Here is a 16,226-nt window from a genome sequence, read left to right as displayed (position 1 = left end):
TGGCCGTTACCAGCGTACTCGCATCTCGAGCGATGTCTGCGGCGAACTGCGCATCGTCGAGATCCGCTCAGCGCCCAGCAACCGGCATGAAGCGGTCATCAAACCGACCTGTCCAGCGCCGAGAATCGCGACGGTCGACCTCGCGCCGATCTCGGCATTGACCTCGTCCTGGTAGCCGGTGGGCAGGGTGCGGGAGAGGAAGCGCACCTGTTCGTCGGCAAGCCGCACGGGGATGACCGTCGGCCCGATGTCGGCCTGCGGGACGCGCAAGAATTCGGCTCGGCCTTCCGCATATCCGCCGTACCGATGCGAGCAGCCGAACAAGCCGGCGCCGGCGCACACGTTCTTCTTGTCGAGGATGGCGCCGCGTTCAGGATCGGTGGTCTCGCAGGCGGCGAACATCGACTTGCCGCAGAAGTAGCACTGGCCGCAGCAGATGGTGACGGGCACGGCCACGCGACCGCCCTTCCTGAACAGCGTGATGCCGAGGCCCGCGTCCATGAATTCGGGGCCGAGGGTCTCGCCCTTCTTCATGTCCGGGATCTTGCCGCGGTAGCTCGACGCGGGCGTCTTGCGACGAGCGGTAGGTGAGTGCTTTCATGATGTCCTGAAGAGGGACGAAACGACGCGACGTGTTGGAAGGCCCCCCGCATCAAGAAGCGCCTTGGGCCGCGGGGGGTGAATCGCGTCATGCATCCCACAGACTTGTCCGGTCCTCTCGCGGTCGTGACCGGCGCCTCCTCGGGCATCGACCCGGAACTCGCGCTGCGACGCCGGATGAGGGTTGCGAACACCATGCGCCGCACCAAGGCATGCGAGATAGCACGGTCCACCAGGTGACGCACTTGGCTCGGCACGCTCGCAGTTGCTGCGAAATCGGCGACGACGTTGGATCCTGTTGCAAAGTGTGACAAATTCCCATACATTTTCATAAATCAATGGAATGGAGCAGCCTGTGAACCGCGAGATGCGATCTGGATCCGAGAGCTTGGCGGCCGCGCTTTCCGAGTGGGCCGATCTAACCGAAGCCTACAGGCGGGGCATGGAATCTTTACGGCGTGGCGAAGCCGGGGCTTCTCAAAGGATGATGGATCTCGCTCGCGACATGCGCAGCTTCGAGGCACAGCATCGCGCCGCGCCGGCCCTCGCCACTTCGGATGAACTGGGGCTATTCCGCGACGCGCGGGCTCGCCCTCGGACTCGCGGCTCGCTTGATCGAGCCTTAAACGATCTCGTGAGCGGATTTTCTCGATTGGTCGCGTATTGACGGCGCACGACGACGACTCGGTGGGCACGGCCTTCGCTCGGATGGGCGACGGGCTGTCAACGGCGGTTCCACCATGACTTTGAAACAGGCGGAGGTTCGAGGTGTGACGCGATGGTAGTCGTGCCGCCAAACCTCGCGCTGAGTTCACGCTCGAATTTGATCACGACTTCCGCGATTTGCGACCTTGCGCCAGCGTGCAGGGAGTCGGCGACCAGCCGATTGCGCCAGTATTTCGTCCAGGCCAACAGTTCAGCGTCGGCAAGGACCTTTGGGTCGGCGTATGGTGTGTCGAATGTTGTGTTTGCCATTCCACCAACCTACGCCTTGCCTGCGGTAGTTTGCGTAGGCGAAAACACCATATGCTGCCTGATGCAGCAGAAGGGGTACGCCTTGGCACAGCGTCTGGCGTGACATCTTGAAATCGGCGACAGAGCCAAATCCGGGTGCGGCGCGAGCATCTCGCCCCGGACGGTTTGGCGTTGCCGCAGCGCATCCATTCATGCCTTGTCCCGTGATGTCGATCTGAGACAGCCCGGCGGCATTGATGATTCACTAGCGAATGGCCGCAGATACCTTCATCGCGAAAACGATACCGGCGGCCTCTCATCGCGTGCTTGCGTCAATGCATTCAACTTCAACAATTCAGTGTGGACTATCTCGCGCTTCCACTTGCATTCCTTCGTGCGAGAACAGAACTTTGGTCGCAGATCGATGACTGCTTCGATGCGAAGTTTGCACACAAGGTGACCTGCTCGCTCGAACGGGAAGCTGCCGCCTACGGCGAGTTGCTCAGTGATCCAACTCAAGTTGGGTTGCCAAGTATCCATAGTTAAAGGCAATTCAAGGCGCAACCCATTGAGTGAGCCTGCCTAGCAATGCCGCTTGTCGTCGGTTGAAGCATGGCCGTTGGGGTCACCCTGCCCACCTGCACGGGAATCGAGATCGAACTGGTCGTGCCGTTCTGTGTCGTGAACCATGGAGATAGCCGATGCCCTGGGCCGCAGGCACGCCCTCGACGGTCCAATTCGAGACTTCGCGGCCGGCAGCGTGTGCGTTGTCGCGGCGGTGCCGAGCTTGAGCCCGGCGTCGCTGTACAACTGGACCGTCGCGCCTGCGGGATCGGTGATGCCGTCGAAGCTCAGCACGATCGAGTTCGCCTGGCCCGCCTGCGGCAGCGGATCGACCCGGTACTGGACGGTGACACCCGAGCCGTTCACTTTTTGAAATCCATGATGGTTCTTTCTACAGCGTGCTCGCCGACTTCCCTGCCCTGCCGCAAAACTCAATGAACGACTCCAGTTGAGTCGACTTGTCGAACACTGCGTTCGCACCCAATGACAAACATGTCTCACGCACCGGATCCGCAGGGTCGATTGCCAGGATCGCAACGCGCTGCCACGGAAGGCGCTCCGCCACCGCTGTCAGTATTTCGAGACCTGTCCCCTGGTTGAGATAGAGATCAATGACGGCGAGATCCCACTCCTCGGCATTTGCGACAAGCCAGGCAATCGAATCGGCCGCAGTAGTGGCAGTGCCGATCACCCGCGCCTGCACCAGGCGCTCGAGCGCCTGGATCAACGCGTCGAGAACGATCTCGCTGTCTTCGGCAACAAAGGTAATCAGCGGCATTGGAATAGCATCATGGTGTCGGTCGAGAGGTTCGCGCGACATTGTTCGAATGCGCGGCGAAGACATCGGCAAACATCGGCACGAGCAGCTTGTTGCCGAACTCGTTCAGGTGGTTGTCGTCGGAATAGATCGGTCGACCGCGCAGCGCACCCGCGCAGCGCCCGTCCCGACACAGATAAGGCAAAGGGTCGAGGATCTTGACGCCACAATGCTCGCGCGCCGCATCCTGGGCGGCCCAGACGACGGCATGGCGAGCGCGATAGTCGTCGACGGTGACGAAAATATCCTTGGCTTTCCCGAGCGCCATCGCCCTGGACATCGACTTGGGCACGTCGATGCCCATCTCCGGAATCGGACGAACCAGAAACACGCGACGCTCCTTGGCCAACTGGCAGGCTGTGTCGGTCAGGCGTTTGCCGAATTCGAGCAGGAAAGTAGGATCTGCGTGGAGATGGGGGTGGGTGAAGTAGACCATCGGTGTGTTCGTGTCTTTCCTTCCGGCCTGATTGCGACCGATCGCATAGATGCTCGTGCGGCTCACCAAGACGAGCGGCACATCCTTCGGTACATGCGCGAGTTGCCGGAGAGTCCACCTCAGGAAACCGTCGCAGTTGCTTTCAGGCGGAAAGCTGCCCGGCAACTCAAGGACGCCAGACAAGGTCGCACAGCCCGAGTAGCTCCAATCCACGATGCCCTCGGCGGCACTGGGCAATGCAGCGGCCAGCCCCGTGGCCAGCGCATCCGCGTGGCTGTCGCCGAGGATGATGGCCCGCACGCGAGACCCCCCATAGATGCACGATGCAGGCTCCTCGCCATACTTCGACAGACATTCGTACTGCCGAGGGTTCTTGTCGCGCGATTCGGCAGCCACGGCCTCGATCGGGGCAGCGAGCCGCCCCGGCATGCCGTCCCTCGTCCAAACGACCCGGCTACTGACCAAGACCACGATCGCCAGGCTCGCCAGTACTGCCACATGCGTGCGGCGAGGCAAGTTCTTGAGTTGCCGCTGAGCTCTCGCCTCGACCAGGCGGTACGACAGGTCGCCCAGCACCAGTGTCAGCGCCATTCCGGCGGCGATCGCCAATGGGCTGTGCTGCGAGTCCAGATAAAGCAGCCCCACCACCACCGGCCAATGCCACAAATAAAGCGAATAGGACCGGGCTCCTAACCATTGCGCAATAGGGTTGCATGTCCAAGCGGACTGGGTGCGTGCTGCCAGAAGCACGAGCACCGCGCCCATAGCAGGAACCAAAAGCCCCCAAGTGGAAGCGGCTTCGGGTGAGAAAAAGATGGCAGTCGCCAGGATCAACCCAAGGCCCGTGCGCTCCATCAATACCTTGCGACCTTTGGACTGAGAACCAAGACCGACGAGAAACGCCAGACCGCCAGCCAACAGCTCCCAGGCCCGGGCAGGAAGCAAATAAAACGCTGCGATGGGATCGCGCGCTGCCAGCCTGAAAGCCACGAAGAGAGACGCCAACGAAAGAGCGCAGAGGACTACCGCCAGGAACCTGCGGCTGGGTCGTATCCTCCATGCCAGAAGTAGCACAACCGGAAAGATCAAATAGAACTGCCACTCGACCGAGAGAGACCAGGTATGAAGCAACCACTTCTCGTTCGATGCAGAGTCGAAGTAGCCGGCTTCTCGCCAAAACTGGAAGTTGGACAGAAAGGAAATGGAGAACGCCGCATGCTTCGCCAGCATCCGGTAATCGATGGGGGTCATCAGCGCCCATCCCGAGGCCAGCAGCACAACACACAAGGCAATCAAAGCAGGAAGGATGCGGTTCGCCCTGGCGAGGTAGAACTGCCAAAGCGAAAACCCACCAGCCGCCGTACCTTCGAGACCTCTGACCACGATCCCCGTCATCAGGAAACCCGAGATCACAAAAAATACGTCGACGCCGATATACCCTCCCGTGACTCTCGGAACGCCGAAGTGATAGAGCATTACCGCAATAACAGCCCAGGCACGCAGCCCGTTGATGTCACCACGAAAACGAAATGGCCCTTCTTTTCCAGAACGGATTGAAGAACTCGCAGTCAAAGCGCAGTTCCAGAAATTGAATTAAGCGCCGTACGAATAAAGCCTAAATCGTCGTGCTAATGCGAAGCCCTGCTCTCAAGTTTCTCGTGATTCCGAAGCGCACGCAGAGGATCGAAACGCTGGCGATGGCGGAGCGCATTTTCCAAGCCCATCTCCTTGCGGGAACGCCGTTCGGCGAGCCAAACCAGTACCGCGGACACTATCAGACCGGGAAATGAAACGAGCGCCATCACCAATGCGGCGATTGTGCTCAAAAGCTGAACATTCCGTAGGATATTGTCCTCCGCTACCACCGGCACTGACATCTCCAGCCCGAGCGAGGATGATGGGAGAAGCGCGAACTCGGCGCCCAGCAAGCCGATAAGGAACATCGTGGAGAGAATGAATGCCCAGGCGAAAAATCGCCGATATCCAGGAAATTTTTCAGCTGACGATTTCATTTTCATGTTCCTGATTTTCGTATCTTAATTTTGATGACTGAATCGATATGCTTCGAAAAACATGGCGAGATCGGTCCATCGACAAGCCCGGCATTTCTCTATTAAAGTGAATTTCGGCGCGCCTCATCAATCCGACGCTGTCGAACGGCGTCACGGCATTGCAACTGCTGAGCAGGGTGAGGCTCAGCGCATCGGTTATTGATGCAGATCGCACGCGCAAGGAAATTGAGGCTGCCGCATCCCGGGGATGGCTTTCGAAAGCCTTGATATGCTGGCGACATACCGCGAGAGGATGTGAGCTTTCCGGGCCTTGACTTGTAGGCCGGATGCGAGATCGATTTTTTTATGATTCCAGCTTTGGCCTCCGTCAAACCTACTGCTTCCTCCTCTTTCCTTGCGTCCGAGCGGTCGCCTAGAATTGCATATTTTGAAGCAGCTGACTCAATAACGCTTTCCTTCTCGATCTCATGCGCAGTACTTGGCGTTATTTCTCTCGGAAGTACCATTGACGGAACCATCAACGGATCAGGCGCCCAGCGCGCAGTCGAATGAAACAAGAACCAAAAACCAAATCCCGCAAATATCAGAAGCGGCACAAGTACGACTCGGAGCGCATTCGAAGCCAATGCAGAGAGATTTGCTTCTTTTAAAAATCCAGATGAAAATGAACTGATTGCGCTTGAATTTTCAAAGGATTTTTGCAATTTCCATCCGCAACCTGCGCAGGATTTTTCGCTTCCATCGTTCACCGTTTGACAGAAATTGCAAGTCGTCAATTCTGGTCGACCAGACAAAAGCATCCGCAGCAAATCACCAATTTGAATGTACGCCGGCATCTGCTTTTCGACAAAGAATGGAAATGAAATCGAAATGGCGGGCAAAATAATCTCCAATTTTGTCAAATTGATCCCAAGAATTCGACCAGATGCCTTCTAACAAAAATACCGTGATATATCTATGGGAGCGATGCATGTGACAAACTCCCATGTAATGCTGTTTTCGTACATGGCGCGATGGGCGCTTGTAAGACAACAACTCGACTTCGTGCATGGGCGATTCGTCATGAACTCCAGTGCGCCTCCACCGAGCCTCTGAGATGCCGAGCGGACAAATCGGAAGCCGTGAGGAAGCACTGCCAGCGACGTGATTGGGGTGGCCTGCGCGAAGCGAGATCTCGGCTTCCTGTCGCGCCTCCAATGCATCAAAGGAACCGTCGGGGTGAATCCCGAGTTCCGCGCCGAGATCACCGGCAGGCTCGCCGCTGGCGTACCGGCCGTGCAACGGCGACGTCGACGCCACCGGTCCCCTGTGCGATCGCGACCGAACGGCCAACGCGCATCGAAAGCTCAAACTGTCTGACCGCGGGGCCGGCCGACTCGGCCGTGCCATGCTGCTGCGCAGGACTCGCCGCGCCAGCAGTACATTTCTCAGCGCCTGCGCCTGCGCCTGCGCCTGCGCCTGCGCCTGCGCTCGTTTAGTTTGTCAGCGTAGAGCGAACGTCCGAATCATCTCGGCTCCTTGCAGACGTAAGCAGGCGTCAGCCGATGCATCCACGTGCAAGCAGTAGCGCCAAGTGCGCAAATTTCGCATGTGCCACGCGCGGTTGGACTACACCGTAGGCCGGGAAAATTGATATCAATCCCCGGCACGCTGCACATAGCAGCATCGATTTGGCAAACCAAGGGCACTCATCATGGAATCCATCGAGCACGATGGCGCGAGCCGGCTTTTCTGGACGCCGGGCTGGGATGTTGAACTCTTAGATATCGCGGGCACAGGCGAGATGCGCAGCTATCACGCCGATATTCGTAAGGACGGTGAGTTGATGTGCCGAATTGCCTTGGCCGGTCAATTCGGATCTCGCGCCGCGGCCCATTCAGCCGTTCCAGAGCGCCTCCGCGCTTGGCTTCGGGACTATGAATCTAGACCGCACACAGGGGACAGTGGCTTTCAGATTCTTTGAGAGCTGCAATGAAGGGGCAGGATCGGGCCTTTGGCAGGTGTCACGAGGTTTTTTGTACATGTCAGGAGGCACGCTTGAGGAATCGTTTTCTGATCAGCCAGTTGCGCAGGTATCGGTATTTGACCTCATCGAGAAAACGTCTCGGTGCCGTTCTCTACGCAGTCGATCCCGTCCCGAAGACCCGGCGCTGCACGCCCCTGCGCGAAAGTCAAATACCAATCGATGAAAGTTGCGCCCGCCATGCACCGCATCGAATAAGGTCATCCACAAGTCCACTGATGGCATCGACTTCTGGTCGATGGAGAATGTATTGCCTGGCCTCGAAGTCTCCACACTCTCTCAACAACTCGCGCTCCATGCTCGCCTGAGGCCTTCGGCGATCGCTCTGCTGGCGCCTGGATTCCAGACCATCAGCTACGCGCAATTGCTCGCCACCGTCCAGGGCGCGCGGCCATGGCTGGCGTCCCGCAGCATCGCGCCCGCCGCCCGCATCGCCGTGCTCATGCCGGCCGGGATGGAGCTGGCCCTCTGCTGCTTGGCCATCGCTTGCGGCGCCGTCTGCATTCCGCTGCACATCGGGCTGACCGAGCCTGAACTGCTGGCCCTGCTCGGCGACGCCAACGCCGATGCCGTCGTGGGGCTGCCGGATGACCCCCTTCCCGTGCGGCTCGCCCAGAAGCTTGGACTGGCCACTCTGGCTTTCAACGCACAACAGTTGCTCGAAGGCCCTTCCAAAGATTTACCCGATGTCGATGCACCCTGGCCCGAACCCGGCGATACGGCTTTCGTCCTGTTCACATCGGGCACGACCGGAAAGCCCAAGCGCGTTCCACTCAGCCAACAGCAGCTCGTGCGTTCCGCGCACCACATCGCGCAACACCTTGACCTGCGTCCGGAAGATCGTGCCTTGTGCGTGATGCCTGCCTATCACAGCCATGGTCTGGTCGGCGGGCTGCTGACTCCCCTCGCCGCCGGCTCGTCCGTGGTGTGCGCGCCGGTTTTCGACGCTTCGGAATTCCTGCGCTGGGTCCGCGAATTTCGCCCCACCTGGTACACCGCTTCTCCCACCGTCCACCATGCCGCTGTCGAGCAACTGACCCGCGACCGCGCAGCGATGCCGGCACACAGCTTGCGGCTGATTCGCTCGGCCTCGTCGACGCTGCCCGCGGAACTGCTGAGCCGCATGGAGGATGCGTGGGGCGTGCCCGTCATCCAGTCCTATGGCATGACCGAAACAGCCACCCAACTGGCAAGCAATCCGTTGCCGCCGGGTGTGCGAAAGGCCGACTCCGTCGGCCGCCCCGTCGGAGCCGCACTGCGCGTGATCGATGACGAAGGCCATGCACTCCCGGCGGGGCAGGCCGGTGCGGTGATCGCGCACGGACCCGCCGTGTTCGCCGGCTACGAAGACGCGCCCGACACCAACGTCGAGGCCTTCCTCGATGGCTGGTTTCTCACCGGCGACCTGGGCTGGTTCGACGAGGACGGCTACCTGTTTCTCACCGGGCGCAGCAAGGAGTTGATCAATCGCGGCGGGGAAAAGATCGCGCCGCTGGAAGTCGAGCGCGCCCTGTTGCGGTTGCCCGATGTCGCCGAGGCCGTGGCCTATCCCGCGCCGCACCCGACCTTGGGCGAGGACGTGCATGCCGCGGTGGTGCTGGCCGGCGGCACGGCGGCCGATCCGCAGGCCTTGCGGGCCTCGCTGTTCGGGGCCATCGCCGACTTCAAGATTCCCGCGTGCATCCACGTGCTCGAGAAAATTCCCACCGAGGTGAATGGCAAGGTGCGTCGCCGCTGCTTGCACGAGCAGATCCAAGAATTCGTCGTGTCACCTCTCACGGCCATGCTGTTTACACCGCTGCAAGCGCGCATCGCCGCGCTCTTTGCCCGCATCCTGAATCGGCCGGTGACCACGTGCGACGCGAATTTCCTCGCCCTGGGCGGCGACTCGTTGTCGGCGGTGCGGGTGGCGCAAGCGGTCCAGCAGGCTTGGGGAGTGGACTCGTCTGCATCGGCCCTGCTGGCCGCGCCAACGGTTGGCGGCTTTGCCGCGGTCGTGCAGGCCGCCATCGACGAAGCCGACGCGCTGAGCGATGCCCTGCAAGCCGAGGTCGACGCGCTGAGCGACGAAGAAGTGGCCCGCTTGCTGCAAAGGCCCTGAGGCGCAGGAATTCGTGCCGCAAGCACAACCGTGTCCGATTTTCCGAGCCAGTGAAACCGATCTCCCATGAACACCTCGCCAATCCCGAATCACGACATTTCAGACCAGCTCGACACAGACACGCCCGATGCGCGGCGGCGCCTGCTTGCACGCAAACTGCAGCAGCAGCGCGCCCATCCATCTATGTCCAAGGCGAACCCGCCGAGCGACGACGCGCCCCTTTCTTTCGCGCAGGAAGGCTTATGGTTTCTCGATCAGTTGGCCACCGGCGGCGCCGCCTACAACATCCATTCGGTCACCCGTCTGCAGGGCCCGCTGGATGCCGAGCGCCTGGAACGCAGCCTGCAAGCGCTCGTCGCGCGCCACGCCAGCCTGCGCACAGCCTTTCTCGCGACGGAGCGAGGACCGGTACAGCAAGTCGTGCCGGCATCGCAGGCGCAGGAGCGGTTCCACCTTGCCCGCTCGGAGCCGGCGCCCAACGACGGCACGGATGCGGTGCTCGCGCAGCATGTCGCTGCCTGCATCGCCCAGCCCTTCGATCTGTCCCGCGCGCCCCTGCTGCGCGCCGAGCTGCTGCGGATCGCGCCCGATCATCACCTGCTCGTGCTGGTGGTGCATCACATCGTGGCGGACGGCTGGTCGATGAGCGTGATCCACCGCGAACTCGCGCAGCTCTACGCCTTGCGCGGCGATGCTTGCGTCCTTCCGGCTCTGTCGCTGCAGTTTCCCGACCATGCCCTGCGGCAACGCCAGCGCTACGAACGCGGCGGCATTCAAGCCCAGCTGGACTACTGGCGTACGAAGCTGCGCGATCTGCACACCCTGGAACTGCCCACCGACAAGGCCCGCCCCTCGCAAGCCGGCTTCGCGGGGCGGACGCTGCCCTTCGGCATCGACTCCGAACTCTCCACGGCATTGCGGGCGCTCGCAAGGCAGCAGGGATCGACGCTGTTCATGACCCTGCTGGCAGCCTTCCATGTGCTGCTGGCGCGCTACAGCGGCCAGACCGATATCGCGGTGGGCGTCCCGCTGGCGGGCCGTGATGATGCGGCAGTGCGCGACCTGGTCGGCTACTTTGTCAATACCGTGGTCATTCGCGGCGATCTCCAGGGCCGGCCCGGATTCACCGAGCTGCTGCAGCGGGTCAGGCAAAGCACGCTCGAGGCGCTGACCCACCAGGACATGCCCTTTGATCGCCTGGTGGTCGAACTCAATCCGGAACGCGACGCCAGCCGAAACCCGCTGTACCAGGTTTCGTTCGCACTGGAGAATTTCGCGGATCGCGCACTCCATCTCGATGGACTGCGAAGCGAACGGCTGGACGTGCGCTCGGAAACCTCCAAGTTCGACCTCTCGCTGACCGTCACGGAGTCCGGCGACCATCTCGACGCCGCGATCGAGTACCGCACCGACCTGTTCGAGGCACAGGCCATCGCTCGCATGGCAGCCCACTTGCGCCATCTCCTGGCGGCCATCGTGGCCGATCCGGACTGCGCGGTGGACCGTCTGCCGCTGATGGATGCTGCCGAGCGGCAGCTGCTGCTGGTCGACTGGAACGCGCAGTCGCGCACCCATCCGCACGACCAACCCGTGCACGCGCTGTTTCGCGCCCAGGCGATGCGGACGCCCGATGCCATCGCGTTGCGCTTCGGCCAGATGCGGATGACCTATCGCGAACTCGATGCGCTGTCGGAGCAGCTCGCGCATGCGCTGCGCACCCTGGGAGCCGGCCCGGAAGTTGTCGTTGGACTTTGCATGCAGCGCTGCTTCGGGTTGGTCGTCGGCCTGCTCGCCATCTGCAAGTCGGGCGCCGCCTTCCTGCCGCTCGATCCCGACCATCCGCCCGAGCGGCTGCAAGGCATGCTGGCCGATGCGGCGCCCGCTTTCGTGCTCACACAGTCGCACCTTGCCGACCGGTTGCGACAACTCGACCCGGCCCAGGCGTCGAAGATCATCGAAGTGCCGGACCACGGCGGAGAGAGGGTGCCCGATCCCTTGCCGGCGCTGACCGATCTCACGCAACCGGACCACCTGGCCTACCTGATCTACACCTCCGGCTCCACGGGCAAGCCCAAGGCCGCGCAATTGATGCATCGCGGCTTGAGCAACCACGTGCAGTGGATGAACGATGCACTCGGGCTGACGCCAGGCGATCGCGTGCTGCAGAAAACTGCGGTCAGCTTCGACGCATCGGCCTGGGAATTCTTTTCGACCCTTTCCTCTGGCGCGACGCTCGTGATCGCGCAGCCCGATGTGCATCAGGACATGCGCTTGCTGGCCGAAGCGATCCGTGAGAGCGACATCAGCGTGGTCCAGTTCGTGCCGTCCGAGTTGCGTGTGATGCTGAATGAACTCGAAGGGATGGAGTGCCCGAGTCTTCGCTATGTGCTGAGCGGCGGCGAAGCCATGGATCGCGCGCTCGCGCTGTCATTCCGGCGAATCCTGCCGAGCGTCAGGCTCGGCAACTTCTACGGGCCCAGCGAAGCGACCGTGGACAGCGCCTGGTATGAAGTCGGCGAGCAGCCGCCGGACCGCCTCTTCGTGCCAATCGGCCGTCCCATTGCCAACGGGCAGCTCTACATCCTCGATGCACAGCAGCAGCCCCAGCCCGTCAATGTGGCGGGCGAGCTGTACATCGGCGGCCATGGCGTGGGACGCGGCTACCGCAATCGCCCGGACCTCACGGCCGAGCGCTTCGTGCCCAATCCGTTCCGTCCCGGCGAGACCATGTACCGTACCGGCGACCTGGCGCGCTGGCTGCACGACGGCGTGGTGGAGTTCATCGGGCGCAACGACCATCAGGTCAAGCTGCGCGGCTTGCGCATCGAACTCGGCGAGATCGAGTCCGCACTCGCCGCCTGCGACAGCGTGCGGATGAGCGCGGTGCTCCTGCGCGAGACCACCCCCGGCCGCCAGGAGCTTGTCGCCTACGTGGTCCGGACGGGGTCGGCCGATGCAGGCTCCCTGCGCTCGGCGCTGAAATCGCGGCTGCCCGACTACATGATTCCGAGCGTGTTCATGTTCTTGTCCGAGCTGCCGCGCCTGACCAGCGGCAAGCTCGACCGCAACCGGCTTCCCGATCCCGATACCGCTCCATCGGTTGCCGATCTGGTCGCGCCGCGATCGCCGATCGAATCCGCGCTGCTCGACATCTGGACCGGTGTGCTGGACAAATCCGGCTTCGGCGTGCGCGACAACTTCTTCGACCTCGGCGGCCATTCGCTGCTCGCCATGCAGATCGTGTCCCGGGTCCGTGCGACGCTTCGGATCGAGCTGCCACTGCGCGGGATCTTCGAGCAGCCGACGATCGAGGAGATGGCCCGGACCATCGGCAGCCTGGCCTCGGACCCTGGTGCCGCCCGCGCCACGCCGCTGGCGCCCATCGTGGCGTTGCCGCGGACCGGGCCGTTGCCGGTGTCGTTTTCTCAGCGGCGCATGTGGGTGCTGAACCAGATGGACCCGCAGGGCGCGGCCTACAACATGCGCGATTCGCTGCGCCTGCGCGGGCCGCTGGGCAAAGTCGCGCTGCAACGGGCGCTCGATCAACTGGTCGCGCGCCACGAGTCGTTTCGCACGACCTACGGCTTCGGCGACACCGAACCGATGGCCTTCGTCGGCGCGGCGCAGCCGGCCAACCTGATCCACCTCTCGCTGTCGGCCGTTCCCGAGGCCGAGCGGGACGTCGAGCTCGAACAACAGGCTGCACGCATCGCCTCGGAGCCCTTCGACCTGGCGTCGACGCCCCTTCATCGATTCGTCCTGATCGAGCGTGATGAGAACGACCACGTCCTCGTGCTGGTGATGCACCACATCATCGGCGACGACTGGTCGTGGGGCATCCTGCTGCGCGAGCTTCAGGACCTGTATGCGGCCGAATTGCGGGGCCTGGCGACGCCCCCGAAACCCCGGGCGATCGATTTCATCGACTACGCAAGCTGGCAGCGGGGACACATCAACGACGACCTGCTCGCCGGCCAGACGCGCTACTGGCTGCGGCAACTCGCCGACATGAGCCCCTTGAACCTGAGCTCCGATACGGCGGCGGCTCAGCGCCTCACCAGCCAGGGCGACCGCGTTCGACGGGACTTTCCGCAAGGCTGGCTCGCCGGCGTCAAGCGCTTCGGCAGCGGACTCGGGCTGACGCCGTTCATGACCCTGCTGGCCGCGTTCCAGGCCTTGCTGTCGCGCTATTGCGGGCAGGAAGACGTCGTGGTGGGGACTCCCATTGCAGGACGTACCCGGGTCGAGTCCGAGCGGCTCGTGGGCTCGCTGGTGAACACGCTGGCGCTGCGCGCCCACGTCCGGCCGGCGCAAAGCTTCATGGACCTGGCGCAGCAGGTCCGGGAAACCTGCCTGTCGGCATTCACCCACCAGGACATTCCCTTCGACTACCTGATGGACCAGCTGCACAAGCAGGCGCCCGGCGCCAGGGCCCCGGAAGTTCGCGTGATGTTCAACGTACTGAACACGCCCCGCAAGACGCCGCAGCTCGAAGGCCTCGACACCAGCTTCCTGCCCTTGAACCTGCGCGCGGCGCAGTTCGACCTGGCACTGACGATCGACACCGAGTGCGAGCACTCGTTGTCATTGAGCTACTCGACCGAGCTCTTCGCGCCCGCGACCGCGCAGGCGATGCTGGACAACTACATGCATCTGCTGGACTTGTTCATTCAGCAGCCGGAGCGGCCGCTGCACGACCATTCGGCGGCCAGCCCCCTGGAACTGGCAAGGCTGGCGAGCTGGAACCAGACCGACGCCGCATACCCGCACCACCTGACGGTTCACGAGCTTCTCGGCGTACGGCACGAATCGGCCGGCATCGCCATCATGCAGATGCCCGGCGCCGCGCTGAGCCATGCCGAGCTCTGGCCGCGCGTGCATCGCCTCGCCCACGCGCTGCGCGCCCGCGGCGTGCAACGAGGCGCCCTGGTGGGTCTGTGCATCGAGCGGTCGCCGGCGATGGTGGTCGCGCAGCTCGCGGTCCTGAGCGCGGGAGGCGCCTATGTGCCGCTGGACCCGGCTTACCCGCTGCAGCGGCTGCACGACATGGCCCAGGATGCAGCGCTGGCGCTGCTGCTGACCGAACAGGATCTCGCAGGCCTGTGGCGGGAGATCGAGTTGCCGATGCTGCTGCTGGACCAGGCGCAGCCCGAGCTGATGGCCCATCCCGAAACGCCGCTGCCGCCCGACGGCGGCCTCGACGCGCGGCCGGAGGATCCCGCGTACGTCATCTACACCTCCGGCTCCACCGGCAAACCCAAGGGCGTCGCAGTGCCGCACCGCGCGGTGGTGAACTTCCTGCTGTCGATGCGAAACGAGCCCGGGCTCGAGGCGCATGACGTGCTGGTGGCCGTGACCACGCTGAGCTTCGACATTGCGGTGCTGGAACTGCTGCTGCCGCTGCTTCTCGGCGCCACCGTCGTGCTCGCTACCCGGGAGCAGGCTGTCGACGGCGACGCGCTCCGGACCCTGATCGATCAGGCCCACGCCACCGTGATGCAGGCGACGCCGGCGACCTGGCGCATGTTGATCGATGCCGGCTGGACCGGCTCGCCGTCGTTCAAGGCGCTGGTCGGTGGCGAGAGCCTCAGCCCTCACCTGGCCGAGCAGCTCTCGGAGCGAACCGGCGAACTCTGGAACCTGTACGGCCCGACCGAAACCACGGTGTGGTCCACCTGCTGGAAGGTGCCGTCGCAGCCGCAGACCATTTCAATCGGCCGCCCGATCGCCAACACCAGCATCCACGTGCTAGATGCGCAGGGCCATCGATGCCCGGCTGGCGTGTCCGGGGAGATCTTCATCGGTGGCGACGGTGTCACGTCGGGCTATCTGCGCCAACCCGAATTGACCGCCGAGCGCTTCATCCCCGACCCGTTCAGCCCGCACCCGCAGGCGCGGCTGTACCGAACCGGCGACCGCGGGCGCTGGCGCCACGACGGCCTGCTCGAGCACCAGGGGCGACTCGACTTCCAGGTGAAGGTGCGCGGTCATCGCATCGAGCTCGGCGAGATCGAAGCGCGCCTGCAATTGCACCCGACCATCTTGCAGTGCCTGGTCATCGCGCGCGAAGACCGCCCCGGGGACGCCAGGCTGGTGGCCTATGTCGTGGCGCGCGGCGGCGCGCTCGACACGCCGGCCCTCAGGGATCACCTGAGGCTGAGCTTGCCCGACTACATGCTGCCCCAATACTTCGTCGCGCTCGAGGCCCTGCCCCTCCTGCCCAACGGGAAGATCAACCGGCATGCGTTGCCCGCGCCCAGAATCGAACAGCGGACGGATGCGGTTGCGGGCCACGCCCCTGCCACGCCGGCGGAGATGGCGCTGGCCAGGATCTGGAGCGAGCTGCTGAAGGTGGACAGCGCCGAGATCTCTCGCCTCGACAACTTCTTCGACCTCGGCGGCGACTCCCTGCAGGTCGGCCAGATCGTCGTCGCCTTTCAGCGGACCAGCGGCGTTCGGCTGGCAGCCCGACGGATGGTCTTTGAATCCCTGGCCCAGCTCGCCCATGACATCGAGCTGCCCGAGCGAAAACCGGTTCAGGCGCCAGAGACTCCCGGGTGGTTCAAGCGCCTGTTCAAGTCCTAGCGAAGGGCTTGCAGAATCCTGCGGCGCCCCGAAGCGCTGGCGGTGATCGCGATGGGCGAGCCGGCACGCCTTGGCTCTGAGCAGGAAGCGCGGCGAACGGGCACCAGCCTCTCTCGAGGCCGCGCGCCTCTTTC

10 protein-coding genes are annotated in these 16,226 nt (G+C 63.1%); 3 read left to right on the top strand and 7 right to left on the bottom strand.

Annotation, left to right across the window (positions count from 1 at the left end; genetic code table 11):
• Positions 1-6: 6 nt before the first annotated feature.
• From E5P2_RS06595 to E5P2_RS06570, 7 genes are all read right to left on the bottom strand, one after another.
• Complete coding sequence (locus E5P2_RS06595; RefSeq protein ID WP_162566343.1) at positions 7-501, bottom strand: hypothetical protein; 495 nt, start codon at positions 499-501, stop codon at positions 7-9.
• Positions 502-1,323: 822 nt separating this feature from the next.
• Complete coding sequence (locus E5P2_RS37665) at positions 1,324-1,575, bottom strand: hypothetical protein (protein ID WP_232080597.1); 252 nt, start codon at positions 1,573-1,575, stop codon at positions 1,324-1,326.
• A 561-nt stretch (positions 1,576-2,136) separates the two neighbouring features.
• Positions 2,137-2,484, bottom strand: coding sequence for a hypothetical protein (locus tag E5P2_RS06590; protein ID WP_162566342.1), 348 nt, complete (start codon positions 2,482-2,484; stop codon positions 2,137-2,139).
• A gap of 25 nt (positions 2,485-2,509) precedes the next feature.
• Positions 2,510-2,896 carry a response regulator gene (locus tag E5P2_RS06585; RefSeq protein ID WP_162566341.1) on the bottom strand — a complete coding sequence of 129 codons (387 nt, stop codon included), beginning with the start codon at positions 2,894-2,896 and terminating at the stop codon, positions 2,510-2,512.
• Positions 2,897-2,906: 10 nt separating this feature from the next.
• Positions 2,907-4,943 (bottom strand): acyltransferase family protein, encoded by a 2,037-nt coding sequence (locus E5P2_RS06580; protein ID WP_162566340.1) that lies wholly within the window; start codon positions 4,941-4,943, stop codon positions 2,907-2,909.
• A 56-nt stretch (positions 4,944-4,999) separates the two neighbouring features.
• Positions 5,000-5,389, bottom strand: coding sequence for a hypothetical protein (locus E5P2_RS06575; RefSeq protein WP_162566339.1), 390 nt, complete (start codon positions 5,387-5,389; stop codon positions 5,000-5,002).
• A gap of 95 nt (positions 5,390-5,484) precedes the next feature.
• Positions 5,485-6,285, bottom strand: a complete 801-nt coding sequence (locus E5P2_RS06570; RefSeq protein WP_162566338.1) for a hypothetical protein — start codon at positions 6,283-6,285, stop codon at positions 5,485-5,487.
• 791 nt (positions 6,286-7,076) lie between these two features.
• On the opposite strand from E5P2_RS06570, the gene E5P2_RS06565 reads away from it, so the two are divergent.
• The 3 genes from E5P2_RS06565 (at position 7,077) to E5P2_RS06555 (ending at position 16,092) form a co-directional block, all read left to right on the top strand.
• Complete coding sequence (locus E5P2_RS06565; protein ID WP_162566337.1) at positions 7,077-7,346, top strand: hypothetical protein; 270 nt, start codon at positions 7,077-7,079, stop codon at positions 7,344-7,346.
• Positions 7,347-7,656: 310 nt separating this feature from the next.
• On the top strand, positions 7,657-9,507 hold the full coding sequence (locus tag E5P2_RS06560; RefSeq protein WP_162566336.1) for a non-ribosomal peptide synthetase: 1,851 nt from the start codon (positions 7,657-7,659) through the stop codon (positions 9,505-9,507).
• Between the two features lie 66 nt (positions 9,508-9,573).
• Positions 9,574-16,092 (top strand): non-ribosomal peptide synthetase, encoded by a 6,519-nt coding sequence (locus tag E5P2_RS06555; RefSeq protein ID WP_162566335.1) that lies wholly within the window; start codon positions 9,574-9,576, stop codon positions 16,090-16,092.
• Positions 16,093-16,226 lie beyond the last annotated feature (134 nt).

The sequence above is a fragment of the Variovorax sp. SRS16 genome (genome assembly GCF_901827165.1).
Taxonomy (GTDB): Bacteria; Pseudomonadota; Gammaproteobacteria; order Burkholderiales; family Burkholderiaceae_C; genus Variovorax.
The sequence above is the reverse complement of the archived record's forward strand: the minus strand, read 5'-3'. Positions and strand labels throughout refer to the sequence as shown.

Excerpts from the sequence above, each read along its gene's own strand:
- E5P2_RS06595 (WP_162566343.1), bottom strand. The coding sequence starts at position 501 with ATGGACGCGGGCCTCGGCATCACGCTGTTCAGGAAGGGCGGTCGCGTG.
- E5P2_RS06585 (WP_162566341.1), bottom strand. The coding sequence starts at position 2,896 with ATGCCGCTGATTACCTTTGTTGCCGAAGACAGCGAGATCGTTCTCGAC.
- E5P2_RS06575 (WP_162566339.1), bottom strand. The coding sequence starts at position 5,389 with ATGAAAATGAAATCGTCAGCTGAAAAATTTCCTGGATATCGGCGATTT.
- E5P2_RS06555 (WP_162566335.1), top strand. The coding sequence starts at position 9,574 with ATGAACACCTCGCCAATCCCGAATCACGACATTTCAGACCAGCTCGAC.
- E5P2_RS06565 (WP_162566337.1), top strand. The coding sequence starts at position 7,077 with ATGGAATCCATCGAGCACGATGGCGCGAGCCGGCTTTTCTGGACGCCG.
- E5P2_RS37665 (WP_232080597.1), bottom strand. The coding sequence starts at position 1,575 with ATGGCAAACACAACATTCGACACACCATACGCCGACCCAAAGGTCCTT.